Genomic DNA, 14,402 nt, shown 5'->3' on the forward strand with positions numbered 1-14,402 from the left:
TTTTGTTCGGAAAGGCTAAGACGATGTCTTTCAAGCCAAATCCCGACTACATGCTGGAGCCGGAACATCTCGTTGAGATGATACCGGCTTTGCGCGCGTTTTCCCGCACATTTTACCGTCAGAAAGAAGATGCTGAGGATCTTGTTCAGGAAACATTGTTGAAAGCACTGGCCAATCGAGAAAAATACGTTCCCTATTCGCCCCTGAAATCCTGGCTTTTCACCATCATGCGCAACACGTTCTGCACGCGTATTCGCATCCAGAACCGTGAAGCACCGGGCGTAAGCGAGTGCGTTTCACCCATAGCTTCAGTCAAAGCCTCGCAGGAGCTGACGCTCGAGGCGCACGACGTGCAAACAGCAATGGAAACCCTGCCTCACAAATATCGCCGCGTTCTGGCATTGGTAGTGTTGGAGGGCAAAAGCTATGAACGAACGGCCCAGCTTTGCGATTGCTCGATCGGAACGGTGAAAAGCCGCCTGCATCGCGCTCGTCATAAGCTCCACGATATCGTGGAACGCGCCTAGATGATGTTATCCAGGCATTTGCATTCGCAAAATCGCGTTGTGGTTCGTGATGCGAAATCAGCACGAGACATCTTGTCATTCGGTTTCAGACATGGCCAACTGTTTGTAATGATTAGATCTAGCGATGATACAATGCGTTTATTCTCAGGAAAGCGCATTTTGGTTTTTGAAGATGGTTTTCTGCTTTCAGAGGAAGCAGGAGCCTGTCTGACGAAGGCTGGCGCTGTCGTTCTCGGTCCGGTAAACACGGCTTATCAAGCACTGTATTATCTGGAACGTGAGAGGGTAGACGCTGTTGTTATGGATGTCACTCTGGAACCGGAAGCGGTGCTTCCGGTTGTCGCCGAACTGGAACAGAGCGCCATACCCTTCATATTCGCCCTATCAGACAACCCCATCCTGGACAGCCTGGGCTTCGCAGGATTTGTACTCAGCGCGCGCCACAGAGACCTGTCCACAATAGCGGAAGCATTGTTTCTTCATTGTAACGTGGAACATTAATAGTCCTCCCAAATCTATTGATCACTGTTTCTCCTTCAAATGCTTCTGAACGCCTGGAACAAGCAGCGTATTTCGTTGTTAGGGCGACAGGGTGAAAAGGAAGGACAAGCCGATATGGAAAGCCAATATCCCAAGCCACCATTCGAAACAAAGCAGCAACCGATGCCGGGCATAACCAATAAGATGAATCCGAAACCGGATCACGGCGAAACAACTTATAGCGGTTCGGGGAAACTGAAGGGGTTGAGGGCAATCATTACTGGAGGAGACAGCGGCATTGGTCGTGCGGTTGCGATTGCATTTGCACGGGAAGGCGCGGATATCCTGATTGCTTATCTGGAAGAGGATGAGGATGCACTGGAAACCAAAGCGCTTATCGAGAAAGACGGTCGAAAAGCCGTCTTGATGAAATGCGACATCCAGCATGCCCAAACCTGTCGCGACCTGATTGATCGTGCGGTAGGCGAACTAGGCGGAATCGATATTCTGGTGAACAACGCCGCTCATCAGGCAAGTTTCTCCGAACTCGGTGATATCAGCGACGAAGAATGGGAGCTAACATTTCGCGTCAATATTCATGCGATGTTTTATCTGACAAAAGCGGCCCTTTCTCATATGAGACCCGGCGCTGCGATCATCAATACGGCTTCCATCAATTCAGATATGCCGAATCCAACTCTTCTGGCCTATGCGACGACAAAGGGTGCGATCCAGAATTTTACCGCTGGGTTGGCCCAGCTTCTTGCAGAAAAGGGAATCCGTGCCAATGCGGTCGCGCCCGGCCCGGTTTGGACCCCACTCATACCGTCGACCCTTCCTGAGGACGCGGTACGGAATTTTGGCAAACAGACGCCAATGAAAAGACCGGCCCAACCAGCGGAACTCGCTTCCGCATATGTCATGCTGGCAGACCCGCTATCGAGTTTCACGTCCGGCGCTACAATAGCAGTCACTGGCGGCAAGCCGATTTTGTGATGCGTACTCGTTCGCTTTGCGGCCATGGCTCCATTGCATTGTTATTTTCGTGGATCAATCAGGGCTATGCCGCATTCCGGTCGATAGGTCCGCACCATAGTGCTGGTATTTTCCTTAATCATTACTTCGAGCGTCGGCCGCACCAAGGCTTCAATCAGGTGCCCGCCTTTCGCCTCACCGTTACGCATTCCCAAAACCACATGCAAATGAAGAATCGGACTGCCCTCTTCGCCCAAAGCGCAATCACCCAGCAAGCTGAGTACCTCGCACTGCTCGTCAAGTTCGATCCGGTGATAGTCTTGTCGCTCAAGGTCGAAAAATCCAAGCGTAGCGCGTCGGAAAGCTCCAATCGCGGTCACCGAGGCTGCCGTTAAATCCCTTTTCTGGACAAACCGGGTAAGTGTCGCGACCACCGCTTCTTCCGGAGCGAGAATGACGACGAGATCCGCTGCCCCGCTCCTTCTCCCAACAGTTTGAATTGCATTATCTGTGCCTCCTGTTTTCGAGTTTTGAAGATGCAACCAATAGCGGGACAAAAAGTTTCAGCTTGCCGTCAAAGGAAAATTCGGTCGCAACTCATTTCCAGATTTGTCCGCTACCGTACCAAAAATCATTTGCCGGATCAGAGTGTTATAGAACCCCAACCGTCAAAGAGAGTTGGGGGGCACAACGGCGAATAGCTGGTACTTTGCCCGAAGTAGCACAGATGTACGACGAATCTAAACTGCACAACCGCCTGTTGAAGAGCCTGCCTCCAGATATTCTCAATAGTATTTGTTCGTCCCTGGAACCTGTCACGCTTGAGCGTGGTCAAGTTATTGTCAGGGCCAATCAATCGATCGACTATCTATACTTTCTTTGCGGCGGGATCAGTTCGGTCATCGCCGTATCGACCAGAGGTCAGCTGGCAGAGGCTGGCATGGTCGGACGCGAAGGGTTTTCACCAACGTCAGGAGCGGTTGGCGCTACAACCAGCATTCATGAAATTATCATGCAAGTCAGCGGCTATGGTCATCGGATTGCCGTCAGTGCTGCACGAGAGGAAATCAATCGCAACAGCGTGTTTGCCAGTTTGTTGGCCCGTTACATTCAGACTTTTGCCTCACAGGTTTCTTATACTGTCTGGGCCAACGTAAACTTGCATGTTCACGAGCGGCTGGCGCGCTGGCTCTTGATGTCACATGATCGTGTTGACGGGGATGAAATTATCCTGACCCACGACTTCATCGCTCTCATGCTCGGTGTAAGACGCCCCAGCATTACGACAGGACTTCACCTACTGGAAGGCAAAAAACTGGTGCGATCAGAGCGAGGCCGCATCACAATACGTGACCGTAGGGGTCTCGAAGAATTTGCTGGCGAAGCCTACGGAAAACCCGAAGAAGAATATAGCCAGCTTTTCGGCGCTCAAAACTAGACGTCATCGACAGGTTCAAATCCCTGCATCAGCCGCACGTATTCCTTTTCCGGCCAGCCATAGGCATCTCGAGCATAGCGTTCCAGCCCGTGACGATTACGAATAAAGACAACTCCTCGTTCAGACTTGATCAAGCCCAATCCTTCAAGAACATGAAGAGAATTCGTGACACTTGGCCGACGAACTGCAAGCATTATCGACAGGAACTCGTGAGTGATTGCTATTTCTTTGCCTAATATTCGGTCATCACACATCAGCAACCATCGGGCCAATCGTTGCGTGACTTCATGAATGGCATTCGAGACGGCGGTATAGGCAAGCTGAACGGAAAACGCCTCGATAGAGCGGATCATGATCCTGGAAAAACTGCGGCTTTCGTCCATCCACCGGCGAAACTTCTCATAAGGCATTTCATAACCTTGCGCAGCAACCTGAACCAGGACGTCATAAGAACTGTTTTCGACACCAGCGATTGCAGACGTTGGAATATACCCATCGAAGCCGAAAATTCCCGCTTCTGCACGTTTTCCTTCGGCGGTCGTCACAATAACCGAGCCGATACCTGTCGTAAGAAAATAAACTTTCGCGATCGGTTTCCCCGTTTCTGCAAGCACCGTCCCACGCGGAAGTTCCACATAAGTAGTTTCCTGGATAAGGGCTTCATAATCGGAGGGCGGAAGCAAAGCCAAAAGTTTGTTAGCAATGGCATTCTGTGGAGGAAACGGCATTTCGTGATCCTCATTCCATCATCATGAAGTGGAAACACCGCGGAAGGATGGTTGGTTCCGAGAAGCAATCGGTAAACGCTTTTTTCGGTACGCTACCGCACCAATGCGAAAGAACAGGTTTTAAGACTATCTAAGTCCATTAAACAGCGTATCATTGAAGCTTCGTTTCTTGATGGAGGCTGACATGCCGTTATTTAATGAAGCCAGCAGAATTTACTCATCAGTTGAAGTTAATTTCATGCGTAGTTGTTTTGCTCAATCTGCAATAATTCTCGAAGAAAGTGACCGTTCTTATTCGGCCACTGAGCTCGCAGAGTGCATAATACGACTATATGAAAGCGGCTTGCGTGATCTTAATTACATTTCAGAGCTAGCTGCAAAGCTCGCTCACTCACGATTTGAGATCCGGCATCACGATTTCGCGGCCAACACCAATCACTCGCAGAAATTCGTTTAAGCTATCGTTTCCGAAGACTCTTTTCAGCCGGATACAAGTCGCTTTCGAGTTGCGCTCTTGCTCTGTTAAGCCTGCTCTTGATCGTTCCGACCGTGCAGCCTGCCGCCATCGCAGCCTTTTCGTAACTCAGCCCGCGAAATATCACTAGGTCAAGAACGCTCTTATATGCCGGCGACAGTTTACAGAAAGCCTCCCCGACATCCTGCAATTCCATGGCCCAATCCTGTGATGGGTTGATTGTCGGTCCCTCCCAATCCTCAATTGCATCTTCGCGGCGGGATCTCTTGATCCTGGTGCAGAATGTGTTCTTCATGATCGTGAACAGCCAGGATTTGAGCGATCCATAGGGGACGAACTTATCGCGATTGCACAGAGCTTTTAATAGCGTTTCCTGAACAAGATCCTCTACGTCGGAACGCTGGTGGTACATCGTTCTGGCGAACTGATGAAGCGCAGGTCCAAGTGCCAGCAACTCTTCTTCGAACTCGGATATCGAGGGCATGTGTCTCCTCCTTCCCCAGGTAAGGTAAGGCCCAGCCAGCCAGTTAGTTCCTCCGCAAGGTCTGTCTGTACGATAGCGTACGGTTGTGAAGCGGAGCGCGATGAGCGTGGGAATCAGCCGTATTCGGCTTCGCTCGTCGCTGAAACCTCGGGTATTTCAATCTGGAACGAAAGCAATTCTGGCGGGTTCGGCATATTTGGCAGGAGTTTGGCAAATGACTATGGAAACCCAAGTCGTTTCGATGGAAGACGATGAAGCTTATTCGGTTCAGTTTTTTGACGATGAAGGAACTGCCGTTTCTGTCTACTTCCAGAACCCGCAGCATGTTCACTTGTCAACAGCCGACGCGGTGAACGAAGCAACGGCGCGGATGTTGCGTCTGCTTGAGGGAGCCTGTGGGCAAATCGTCGTAGAAAGACTTGAAGGATAACATGCCTCTGGAAACCGGGCTTCTACGCGGAGATTTGCGAGGCGGCTGCATGCATCTATGCATAGACATGCAGAATCTTTTCGGACCTGCTTCGCCTTGGCACGTGCCATGGATTGAAGCGATCTTGCCCAATATCGTGGATATCTGCTCCCAGCGCAGTGAAGAAACGATCTTTACCCGCTTTATACCTCCAAGGTCACCCGACGCTGCCCTGGGAGCATGGAGAGGTTATTACCGCAAGTGGGAAACCCTTACTCTCAATCGTATCGATCCGTCATTCATCGACCTCGTGGACCCGCTAGGAGATTTTTCGCCGCCTGCTGTTGTACTCGATAAGACTGTTTACTCCCCCTGGACCGAAGGCTTCCTCCAGCGATATCTGCACAAAAGGCGCGTTCATACTTTAATCGTTAGCGGAGCGGAGACCGATCTTTGTGTTCTCGCAACACTATTGGGCGCCGTAGATCGCGGATATCGGGTGATCATTGTCCACGATGCAGTATGCAGCGTTTTCGATCAAACCCACGACGCAATTATCTCTCTTTGTCACCAACGATTTAGTGAGCAATTGGAACTCGTCTGCACGGATGAGCTGATCGACTCCTGGCGATAAGACTTGGCAAACCACGGAACTTTCAAATTGATGAAGGGTTTGACCTGCTCCCCTTGTTGTCCGCGATTATAAGCTCGCCATGGAAAATGGTACACCGGGATGACGCTTTGGTCATTAAAATTGCGGACGGCTTCACGCAGACGGTGAGAACAGTCGCAGATGCCGAGAATATATTGCTGTCTCAATGGAATAGGTTCAAACTAGATAGTCTCAGCGTCGCTATCACGGTCTGCCTTTTATGCACGCACGACATTGGGAGTACCGAAGACGCAAGACTTGCTTTCGAAATGCCGCTTCGATGTCAAGAATTCTGGCTTAACTCTTTGGCTGAGCATGACCTTTCAGAATCCATCTCAAAGCGACCTAAACACGTCAGATACCCATCTGTCAGCCGTTTAATAAAGCTCATGACGCGGGGGACTAGAATTAAGCATTCCTGAGCCAACTAAGTAGAGTCAAAAAGACGACCTTCACCCTGCAACTGGCGAAGAGGGGCAGAGAATTTCGCAACAAACCCTTCGGTTCCATAGTCAGCGTCAACCTCACCGGCGCCTAACAGTCCCATTTTTATGAGCTTGGAACCAAACCCGGTCTTAGTTGGCGCGATAACAGGTGGCCCGCCAAATTCAGCCCAACGCAACGAGAAAACTGCATCATCCTGTTTTTTTGACACAGCTACTTCCAACAGCACATGACCCTCATTGTTTGAAAGAGCGCCATATTTGATCGCATTGGTGGTCAGTTCGTGAATTAGAAGCGACAGCGTTGAAGCTCCTTTAGGGCCGATCAGCACATCCGGTCCGCTTATCTGTACGCGATCCGCCACCGCCAGCGCGTTTGTTATTCCGCTCACAATCTGACGAAGCGAACCTTCGGAGCTTTTGCCCAATCGTAACACATCGTGTGCATTTCCGAGTGCAAACAGGCGTCTGGTAAAGGTGTTGATCACTTCTTCATCAGCATTGTTATTGAAAGTCTGACCAGCAATCGCCGCTACTATGCTAAAGGTATTTTTGATCCGATGAGCGAGTTCGGCATTCAGTATGCGAGCATGTTTTTCCGCTTCAACCTTTGTCGTGGTCTCGATGACAGTATCCATCATGCCGGCTATTTGTCCCCGTTCATTATAAATCGGGCTATAGCAGAAGGTAAAATAACATTGCTCGGGGTATCCGTGCCGATCGATGACCAAGGGAAAGTCTTCAATGAAGATGGCTTCACCCGCATAGGCCTTCTGGACCATCGGTTGAATTTCATCCCAAGCCTCGGCCCAAATATCGCGGAATGAAGCTCCCATGCAGTTCTCTTTCTCACCGAGAATCTGTCGGAAGGCATCGTTATAAATCGTGGTGAATTCCGGTCCCCAGATAATGGCCTTTGGGAAATGCGAAGCCAGCATCATCTGAACCGCGGTTATCAGAGAGGTGGGCCAGTTTTCTGGCTTTCCGATTGGATTGCTGTTCCAATCCAACATCCGGATTTCATCGGCCGACTGTCCACGCGCATGCAAGAAAAGCACTGCACTATCCATAAATTTTTCCATACCGGTATGCGGAAGATTCAAAGGCGACCAAGGAAAAACATATTGGATTCAAAGCGTAAATGCCAGGCGAATGTTACTCATGAGACTTCGCAACAAAAAGGCGACCTCGTGGGCCGCCTTTTCATATCTCTGAGATAATGCTTGTCAAAACTTGTAAGCTACACCTAAACGAACGTCATGTGTTTTGAACTTGTCTTCGACACTTACATCCGTGCCAAAATCAAAGTCCTTCTTACCATAATCAGTGTAGCGATATTCAAGGCGCAGAATGAGGTTGTCAGTAGCAGCGTAGTCCACACCCGCACCGGCCGTCCAGCCAGTATAGGTTTTGCTTTGCGATACGCTGATTTCATCCACACCGTCCGTTGCTGAAAGCGTGTTTTTCACACTACCGAATGCAACACCGCCCGCGATATAGGGCATGAAGCGATCAAATGCGACACCGGCCCGTGCGCGAACAGCACCCGACCACCGCAACTTGCTCTCAAGGTCACCAGCAATATCTCCGTCAGTAGCGCTGTAGTTGTCCTTTAGATTATTATAAGTGATATCGCCGTCGACACCGAGAATGAAGTTATTGCCGACATCAAAGTTATAACCGGCATAAAGACCACCGAGAAAACCGTCCGGTTTCACACGGAAAGCATCTTCGAATTCCGATTTTCCCCACCCGTAGCCGATCTGCCCACCAATATAAGCGCCAGTCCAGCTAAAATTAGGTTCAGCAACGATTACCGGCGCAGGCTCCTCAACGATAGCGTCAGCAGCTTTCGCACCCGTTGTAGCAATAAGAGCAACAGTTGACGCCAAAAGAAGAGACTTAATTTTCATGGCATTTCTCCGTGACCTAATAGCCTAAGGTTATTTCGTTATTTAAAAGATAACTCATAGATGAAATATGTCTGTAGTATTAATGTCACAACCAGATCGAGAGCCGACATTTCGCCACCTACTGTTAAAAGCAGTTAATTAAGTCTTTCCGCTAACCTAAAACATGTTGATCTAGCCATCATGATGACCAATGGCGTTCTGTGCCTGCCAATCCATAACCGCATCGTGCCGCGAGATCGCGAGCCGTCAACAGCCATCGTCATCCGTTGGTCAGCTCTTTTCCGCATCGATGAAAAGTAGCCATTTCAAAGTGCGACGCTCGGCATCGCTAAGTTCGGGCGCAACTAGCCGGATAGCTCCAGCGGCATCGATCTGCGAGCCAAGTTTTCCGGCCAGCCAGTGTTCGGGGATGGCAGGATGTATGTAAGACTGCCGGCATACCGTTCTTGTATTGCCGAGCATGTGCGCAACCTTATCGATTGCGCTATTAAGCCTTTGCTTTTGCGCCCTGTCACTGTCGGGCAAATCGAGACAGCGTAGCAACTCAAGGGCAGTTGCCGTTGCAGCCCAAGTTCGAAAATGCTTCGACGTGAAATCGGACCGCATAGTCACTCGCAGATAGTCATTTATATCCTGAGAGGAGACGGGACAGCGATCACCCGCCCCGTCAATATATTGAAATAACTGCTGCCCAGGCAGTTCCTGTATGGAGCGTATGATACGCGCAATTCGTTTATCGGAAAGCTTGAGACTCCACATTTTGCCCGATTTGCCAGTAAATGCGAGCCGCAATCCGCCACGCTCATCCCGCAAATGCCGATTGCGAAGCGTAGTGACCCCAAAGCTCTTGTTGTCACGTGCATAATCTGGATTTCCGACCCGCAGCAATAGTCGATCCATCAGCCAGATGACGGTCGCAACGACCTTTTCACGACAGAGCGAGCGTCGCCGCATATCGATATCGACCACTTTGCGCAGTCGGCTGAGTGCACCGGCGAAATCTGGCAGACTTGAAAATTTGGTTTCCTCCTGCATCGCCATCCACGCGGAGTGATAACGATATTGCTTTCTTCCGCGCGTATCACGCCCGGTTGCCTGTATATGTCCGCGCTGATCGCAACATATCCAGACATCGTTCCAAGCAGGCGGAATGGCAAGCTTAGCAATCCTGTTTCGATCCGCGACTGAAATCGCCTTTTTGTCAAACCGAACATAACGAAACCCGGCTCCACAACGCAGGCGCCTAATTCCCGGCGCGGTGTCGCTGACATGGACCAACCCATGAGCAGCATTGTTTTGTAGCAGCGGAACAGCGGAAGACTTTTTAAGCAATTTGCAACCCCAGTCGTACTTTCCTTGCCGAATAACCACTACAAACCACAACAGGTTCCCAGACGGAAAAAATCTAATCGGGAACTATCGGGCTTCAAACAGGTTATCCTGTTCTTCCGGAGGATCAGTTCGTGCCCCACGCTTTCTGGAAAGGCTATCTCAAACTCTCGCTCGTCACCTGTGCAGTGGAGCTGACACCTGCGACCAGCGAAAGCGAGAAAGTGCGCTTCCACACCCTGAATGTTGAGACCGGCAACCGAGTGATCAGCCGATACGTGGATTCGGTTACGCACAAGCCAGTGCGGGATGATGACGAGGTCAAAGGGTTCGATAAAGGTGACGGAAGTTATGTCATTCTTGAAGAGGATGAGCTGGAGGCTGTGGCGCTTGAGAGCACAAGAACTATAGACATCGACAAGTTCGTACCGAGGGACAGTATCGGCTGGATCTGGTACGACAAGCCGCATTATCTCGCGCCTTCCGACAAGGTGGGCCAAGAAGCCTTTTCCGTCATCCGGGAGGCAATGGTTAAAAGCGCAGTCTTCGGTCTGGCCCGGCTTGTCATGTACCGACGCGAAAGAGCAGTGCTTCTCGAACCGCGCGGTCGCGGAATTGTTTTGTGGACGTTGCGTTTCGGCGATGAAGTGCGGAATGCCACCGACTACTTTTCCACTATTGAAGATAGCAAACCCGACAAGAAGCTTCTTTCCATGGTCCGCAGGCTCATCAAGGGCAAGACAGAAGATTGGAAACCCGATTTTCTTCAGGACCCAATGCAGAAGAACCTTCAGTCGATGATTGCTGCAAAGAAGAAAAAGAAAACGGCATCGGTATCGAAGCCGCGCAAGACGGCACCTGAAACCGAAGGCAATGTTATCAACATCATGGATGCCCTACGAAAAAGCCTTGCCGGTGAAAATACAAAAAGCTGATGCGAAGAGTTCTGCCTATTTCTTCAGCTTAGGCAGCGGCGTTTCCGCGCTGCGAAAATCCTGCCAGGGATCGCTATTCAATGCGGCCAGCCGGTTCGGCGTGTTGACAATAGTAAAATGGACGGGGCCTATTGCTGACGTCACTTCGTCCCACCCAAGCGGCATGGAAACTGCAGCACCAGGACGTGCCCGCGGCGAATAGGGTGCTACAGCAGTCATGCCGCGCTGATTGCGCAGATAATCAATAAGAATTTTGCCTTTGCGCTTGGCCTTGGAAATCGTCGAAACATAGCGATCAGGACTGTCTGCAGCCATCTGGTCGGCAATAGCCTTTGTAAAGCTCTTGAGGGCGTCCCAGTCGACCTTCGGCTTCAATGGCGCGACCACATGTAGTCCCTTGCCACCGGACGTTTTAACAAACGTCTTCAATCCGAGTTTTTCCAGACGTTCCTTGGTCTCGATTGCGGCTTCGATCACGCGCGACCATGGAACGCCCTCACCCGGATCGAGATCCATTGTCAACGTATCCGGTAGCTCCCAATTTTTGAGCGTAGAACCCCAGGGGTGAATTTCCAGCGTCGCGGCTTGCACCAGACCGATCAGCCCGTTGAAGTCCCGAATGCTGATATAAGGCTCCTCTTCCTTGTTCTCTGGATCTTGAACTTCGATAATATGTTCATTCAACCCCTTCCACGCGTGCCTTTGAAAGAAGTGTTCTCCGTCAATTCCGGTTGGGCAGCGTAACAATGCCAGGGGGCGGTTGACGATGAAAGGTTCGATGCTGGACCAGATAGCGGAATAATAATCTGCGAGACCCTGTTTTGTGACACCTTCGCCCGGCCAGTAAACCCGGTCGGGATGTGTGAGCTTCACGTCGATCTCCTCGGAGCCTTTACTGGAAATACGGGGTGACATGGTTTGCTTCTCCCATATGACGTCCTTGGCAGCCTTATCGTCTCGTACCCCCCTGAAGGACGCGTGACGCAATCGCTTATCGGCAGTCCAGGCACGAAATTCGATTTCCGCTACCAGCAGCGGCGTAACGAACTTGGCTCCGCGCCTTTCATCTGCCGTCAGCGGCACGGCGAATGGGCTCCCTCCCTGCCGCATGGCTTGCAGCCGTTTGTAAAGTTCTTTTGCAATCCTGACCGAAAAGCCTGTTCCCACCCGGCCTACGGGAACCAGCCCCTTCTTATCCTGTACACCCAAAAGGAGCGAACCGATTGCCGCTCGCGTTACCGTCGACGGAACATAGCCTGCAATGACGAATTCCTGTCGTCCAATGCATTTCGACTTACGCCAATCGTTGCTGCGACCGCTTCTATAAGATGCCTCCCTGAGCTTCGACACAATGCCCTCAAGGCCAAGTCCGCAGGCATTCTTCAGTACCGCAGCCCCATCGGCATCAAAGGCCTCGCTGAAGCGAAGTGTTGACGATGATGCAGAAATTAATTTTTCGAGCAACGTTTTGCGCTCAACCAGAGGCGTCTGGCGAAGGTCTTTGCCATCAACATGCAGTAGATCGAAGAGGTAATAAACGAATCGATCAGAACGTCCCTCCCTTAGATCCTCTTGCAAAGCTGAAAAGTCAGACAGTCCCGACTGGCTTTCGACAACGATCTCCCCATCAAATATGGCTTCGTTCACGCTCGTACCAACAAGATCTCTGGCAATCTGCTGGCCAAATTTTTCAGTCCAATCCAGTCCCCCACGCGAATAAAGGGCGACCTTGCCCCCCGCAATATGAGCCTGGATGCGATAACCGTCGAACTTGATCTCGTGAAGCCAGCGGTTTCCATCTGGAGCAACTGATACGAGCGTAGCGAGCTCAGGTTTGACGAAACTCGGCATCGGTCGCTTCTTCGCATTTTTGATATTTGCGCCCCCACCATCCCCTTGAGCGTTCGACTTTTTGTTGATCGAACCAGTTTTCGATGACCATCCTGGCGCTTCGTGTTCGACATCGGCGATGGCGCGGCCGGTTTTTACCGATTTCGGCATCTCTACAAGAATGTCAGGTTCACCAGGATTTCTGGAAAATTCGTCCTCCCCCTTGATGAGGAGCCAATTCTCTCGCTTCTCGTCTGGCTTTCCGTGCATCCGGATCAAATGCCAGCGACCTTTGAGTTTTTCCCCTGTGAGCTCGAACTCAAGATGCCCTTTCTTGTATTGCTGATGTGCATCAGCAGTGGATTTCCAACGCCCTGTATCCCAGACGATAACTGTACCACCACCGTACTCGCCTTTAGGGATCGTGCCTTCGAAGTCCGCATATTCAAGCGGATGGTCCTCCACATGCACGGCCAGTCGCTTTTCGCCAGGAACAAGGCTTGGACCTCGCGTCACAGCCCAACTTTTCAGCACGCCATCCATCTCAAGGCGAAAATCATAATGCAGTCTGCGAGCATCATGTTTTTGCACGACAAAGAGCTCGCGTTTTGTGCGCGAAGACTTACCGCGCGGCTCGTTAGTCAGGGTAAAATCGCGTTTCCTGCGATAGGTTTCGAGTGACTGTCCCATGATCAGCCGGCCTTTTTTCTAGACTTTGTTCCAGATGCCGCCCCGGACTTGGCTTTGCCTTTTATTGCTTTGGTCGCCGCCTGCCCGACCCGACCTAGGTTTGCACTCTTGCGAAGAGCCTCCTTGAGATCGATAACCTCGGCAGTCTTCGGCGCAGCCGGCTTCTTGAGCGGCTTCCCCTCAATCTTCGCCTTTATCAAATCTGCCAGTGCTGCATCGTACCGGTCATCGAAGCCTGCGGGGTCGAAACTGCCCATCTTGGTGTCGATAATATGCTGCGCCAGGTCGAGCATTTCTTGATCGAACTTGAAAATGCCCAAGTCGGCAAATGCCTCCGCTGCCGCTCGTACCTCATATTCGAAATTGAGCGTCGTGGCTATCAGACCATCATCGTCGGCACGGATCAGAACTTGTCGCGCGCGGCGGAAAAGGACAGTCTCGGCAATTGCGGCTACATTTTCAGATTTCATACCCTCGCGAACGAGTACGAAACCATCGCTGTCGCCGACTGGGGTAAGATAATATGGCCGGTCGAGATAGACATCGTCGATTTCGTCGCATTTGACAAATCGGGTGACATTCAGCGTCTTGTCGCTTTCGGGAATGGCCGCGGCGATTTCCGCTTCGTCGAAACTCAAATAGGTGCCCGACGACACTTCATAGCCCTTGACCTGATTTTCCCGCGGCACCGATTTGCCCGTGTCACCGTCAACAAATTCCCGGTTGAGGCGGTTTCCGGTCTTGCGATTTATCAGATTGAATGACACACGATCAGACGTTGATGCCGCTGTGAAAAGTGCAACGGGGCACAAAAGCTGATCAATTTTCAACTGCCCTTTCCAGTTTGCACGGCGTGCCATCGATTTAGCCCTTCTTCCGCTAAGCGCCATCTTCGCCTGGCTTGGTACCACCAGTGCGCTTCAGATAGTGTGCATATGCGAAGCCGCTTACGAGAAGCACTGGCAGTCCCACCAGAACAATCCAAAACAACAACTCACCCATCTCACTCTCCCCCTATGTTCGTTGAAGACATAGATTTTGCTGCGTGAGACAAACTCGGAGAACGCCGCAATTGTTCCGATATTGCTTAGCGA

Annotated in this window: 16 protein-coding genes; 7 read left to right on the forward strand and 9 right to left on the reverse strand. The window is 51.1% G+C overall.

The window, feature by feature from the left end:
- Nucleotides 1-23 precede the first annotated feature (23 nt).
- The 3 genes from F9K94_RS06120 to F9K94_RS06130 all read left to right on the forward strand — a co-directional run bounded on the left by F9K94_RS06120 (nucleotide 24) and on the right by F9K94_RS06130 (nucleotide 2,003).
- Nucleotides 24-527 (forward strand): RNA polymerase sigma factor, encoded by a 504-nt coding sequence (locus F9K94_RS06120; RefSeq protein WP_043061987.1) that lies wholly within the window; start codon nucleotides 24-26, stop codon nucleotides 525-527.
- Entirely contained in the window at nucleotides 528-1,028 is a 501-nt protein-coding gene (locus tag F9K94_RS06125) for a response regulator (RefSeq protein ID WP_235920573.1), read from the forward strand.
- Between the two features lie 114 nt (nucleotides 1,029-1,142).
- On the forward strand, nucleotides 1,143-2,003 hold the full coding sequence (locus tag F9K94_RS06130; RefSeq protein ID WP_151644285.1) for an SDR family oxidoreductase: 861 nt from the start codon (nucleotides 1,143-1,145) through the stop codon (nucleotides 2,001-2,003).
- A 41-nt stretch (nucleotides 2,004-2,044) separates the two neighbouring features.
- On the opposite strand, the gene F9K94_RS06135 is transcribed toward F9K94_RS06130, so the two are convergent.
- On the reverse strand, nucleotides 2,045-2,539 hold the full coding sequence (locus tag F9K94_RS06135) for a PPC domain-containing DNA-binding protein (protein WP_235914749.1): 495 nt from the start codon (nucleotides 2,537-2,539) through the stop codon (nucleotides 2,045-2,047).
- Between the two features lie 170 nt (nucleotides 2,540-2,709).
- On the opposite strand from F9K94_RS06135, the gene F9K94_RS06140 reads away from it, so the two are divergent.
- Nucleotides 2,710-3,420: a Crp/Fnr family transcriptional regulator gene (locus F9K94_RS06140; protein ID WP_012093593.1), complete on the forward strand. Its 711-nt coding sequence runs from the start codon at nucleotides 2,710-2,712 to the stop codon at nucleotides 3,418-3,420.
- On the opposite strand, the gene F9K94_RS06145 is transcribed toward F9K94_RS06140, so the two are convergent.
- Nucleotides 3,417-4,148, reverse strand: a complete 732-nt coding sequence (locus F9K94_RS06145; RefSeq protein ID WP_151556391.1) for a Crp/Fnr family transcriptional regulator — start codon at nucleotides 4,146-4,148, stop codon at nucleotides 3,417-3,419. The two genes, F9K94_RS06140 and F9K94_RS06145, sit on opposite strands and share 4 nt — an antisense overlap.
- Nucleotides 4,149-4,606: 458 nt before the next feature.
- Nucleotides 4,607-5,107: a sigma-70 family RNA polymerase sigma factor gene (locus F9K94_RS06155; protein WP_012093596.1), complete on the reverse strand. Its 501-nt coding sequence runs from the start codon at nucleotides 5,105-5,107 to the stop codon at nucleotides 4,607-4,609.
- A 100-nt stretch (nucleotides 5,108-5,207) separates the two neighbouring features.
- Between F9K94_RS06155 and F9K94_RS06160 the strand changes: the two genes are divergently transcribed.
- Together F9K94_RS06160 and F9K94_RS06165 are read left to right on the forward strand one after the other, a co-directional pair.
- Nucleotides 5,208-5,537, forward strand: coding sequence for a hypothetical protein (locus F9K94_RS06160; protein WP_151556393.1), 330 nt, complete (start codon nucleotides 5,208-5,210; stop codon nucleotides 5,535-5,537).
- A 1-nt stretch (nucleotide 5,538) separates the two neighbouring features.
- A complete protein-coding gene (locus F9K94_RS06165) occupies nucleotides 5,539-6,150 on the forward strand; it encodes a cysteine hydrolase family protein (RefSeq protein WP_151556394.1) in 612 nt (203 codons plus the stop codon).
- A gap of 445 nt (nucleotides 6,151-6,595) precedes the next feature.
- Here the strand turns inward: F9K94_RS06165 and F9K94_RS06175 are convergent, their stop codons facing one another.
- From F9K94_RS06175 to F9K94_RS06185, 3 genes are all read right to left on the reverse strand, one after another.
- Nucleotides 6,596-7,681 (reverse strand): PAS domain-containing sensor histidine kinase, encoded by a 1,086-nt coding sequence (locus F9K94_RS06175; protein ID WP_036588059.1) that lies wholly within the window; start codon nucleotides 7,679-7,681, stop codon nucleotides 6,596-6,598.
- A gap of 156 nt (nucleotides 7,682-7,837) precedes the next feature.
- Nucleotides 7,838-8,524, reverse strand: a complete 687-nt coding sequence (locus tag F9K94_RS06180; RefSeq protein WP_151556396.1) for an outer membrane protein — start codon at nucleotides 8,522-8,524, stop codon at nucleotides 7,838-7,840.
- Nucleotides 8,525-8,794: 270 nt separating this feature from the next.
- The gene (locus F9K94_RS06185) at nucleotides 8,795-9,907 is read right to left on the reverse strand and encodes a DNA topoisomerase IB (RefSeq protein ID WP_012093600.1); all 1,113 of its coding nucleotides are present in this window, start codon (nucleotides 9,905-9,907) and stop codon (nucleotides 8,795-8,797) included.
- Nucleotides 9,908-9,987: 80 nt separating this feature from the next.
- Between F9K94_RS06185 and ku (F9K94_RS06190) the strand changes: the two genes are divergently transcribed.
- Nucleotides 9,988-10,788, forward strand: a complete 801-nt coding sequence (gene ku, locus F9K94_RS06190) for a non-homologous end joining protein Ku (RefSeq protein ID WP_012093601.1) — start codon at nucleotides 9,988-9,990, stop codon at nucleotides 10,786-10,788.
- A gap of 15 nt (nucleotides 10,789-10,803) precedes the next feature.
- Here the strand turns inward: ku (F9K94_RS06190) and ligD are convergent, their stop codons facing one another.
- Genes ligD through F9K94_RS24815 form a run of 3 tightly spaced genes read right to left on the reverse strand, consistent with a single transcriptional unit; the run spans nucleotide 10,804 to nucleotide 14,310 of the window.
- Nucleotides 10,804-13,308, reverse strand: a complete 2,505-nt coding sequence (gene ligD, locus F9K94_RS06195; protein WP_151556398.1) for a DNA ligase D — start codon at nucleotides 13,306-13,308, stop codon at nucleotides 10,804-10,806.
- 2 nt (nucleotides 13,309-13,310) lie between these two features.
- Nucleotides 13,311-14,168, reverse strand: a complete 858-nt coding sequence (gene ku, locus F9K94_RS06200; protein WP_012093603.1) for a non-homologous end joining protein Ku — start codon at nucleotides 14,166-14,168, stop codon at nucleotides 13,311-13,313.
- Nucleotides 14,169-14,187: 19 nt separating this feature from the next.
- Nucleotides 14,188-14,310, reverse strand: coding sequence for a hypothetical protein (locus F9K94_RS24815; protein ID WP_255412162.1), 123 nt, complete (start codon nucleotides 14,308-14,310; stop codon nucleotides 14,188-14,190).
- Nucleotides 14,311-14,402 lie beyond the last annotated feature (92 nt).

The sequence above is a fragment of the Brucella tritici genome (genome assembly GCF_008932285.1).
In the GTDB taxonomy this organism is placed as follows: Bacteria; Pseudomonadota; Alphaproteobacteria; order Rhizobiales; family Rhizobiaceae; genus Brucella; species Brucella tritici.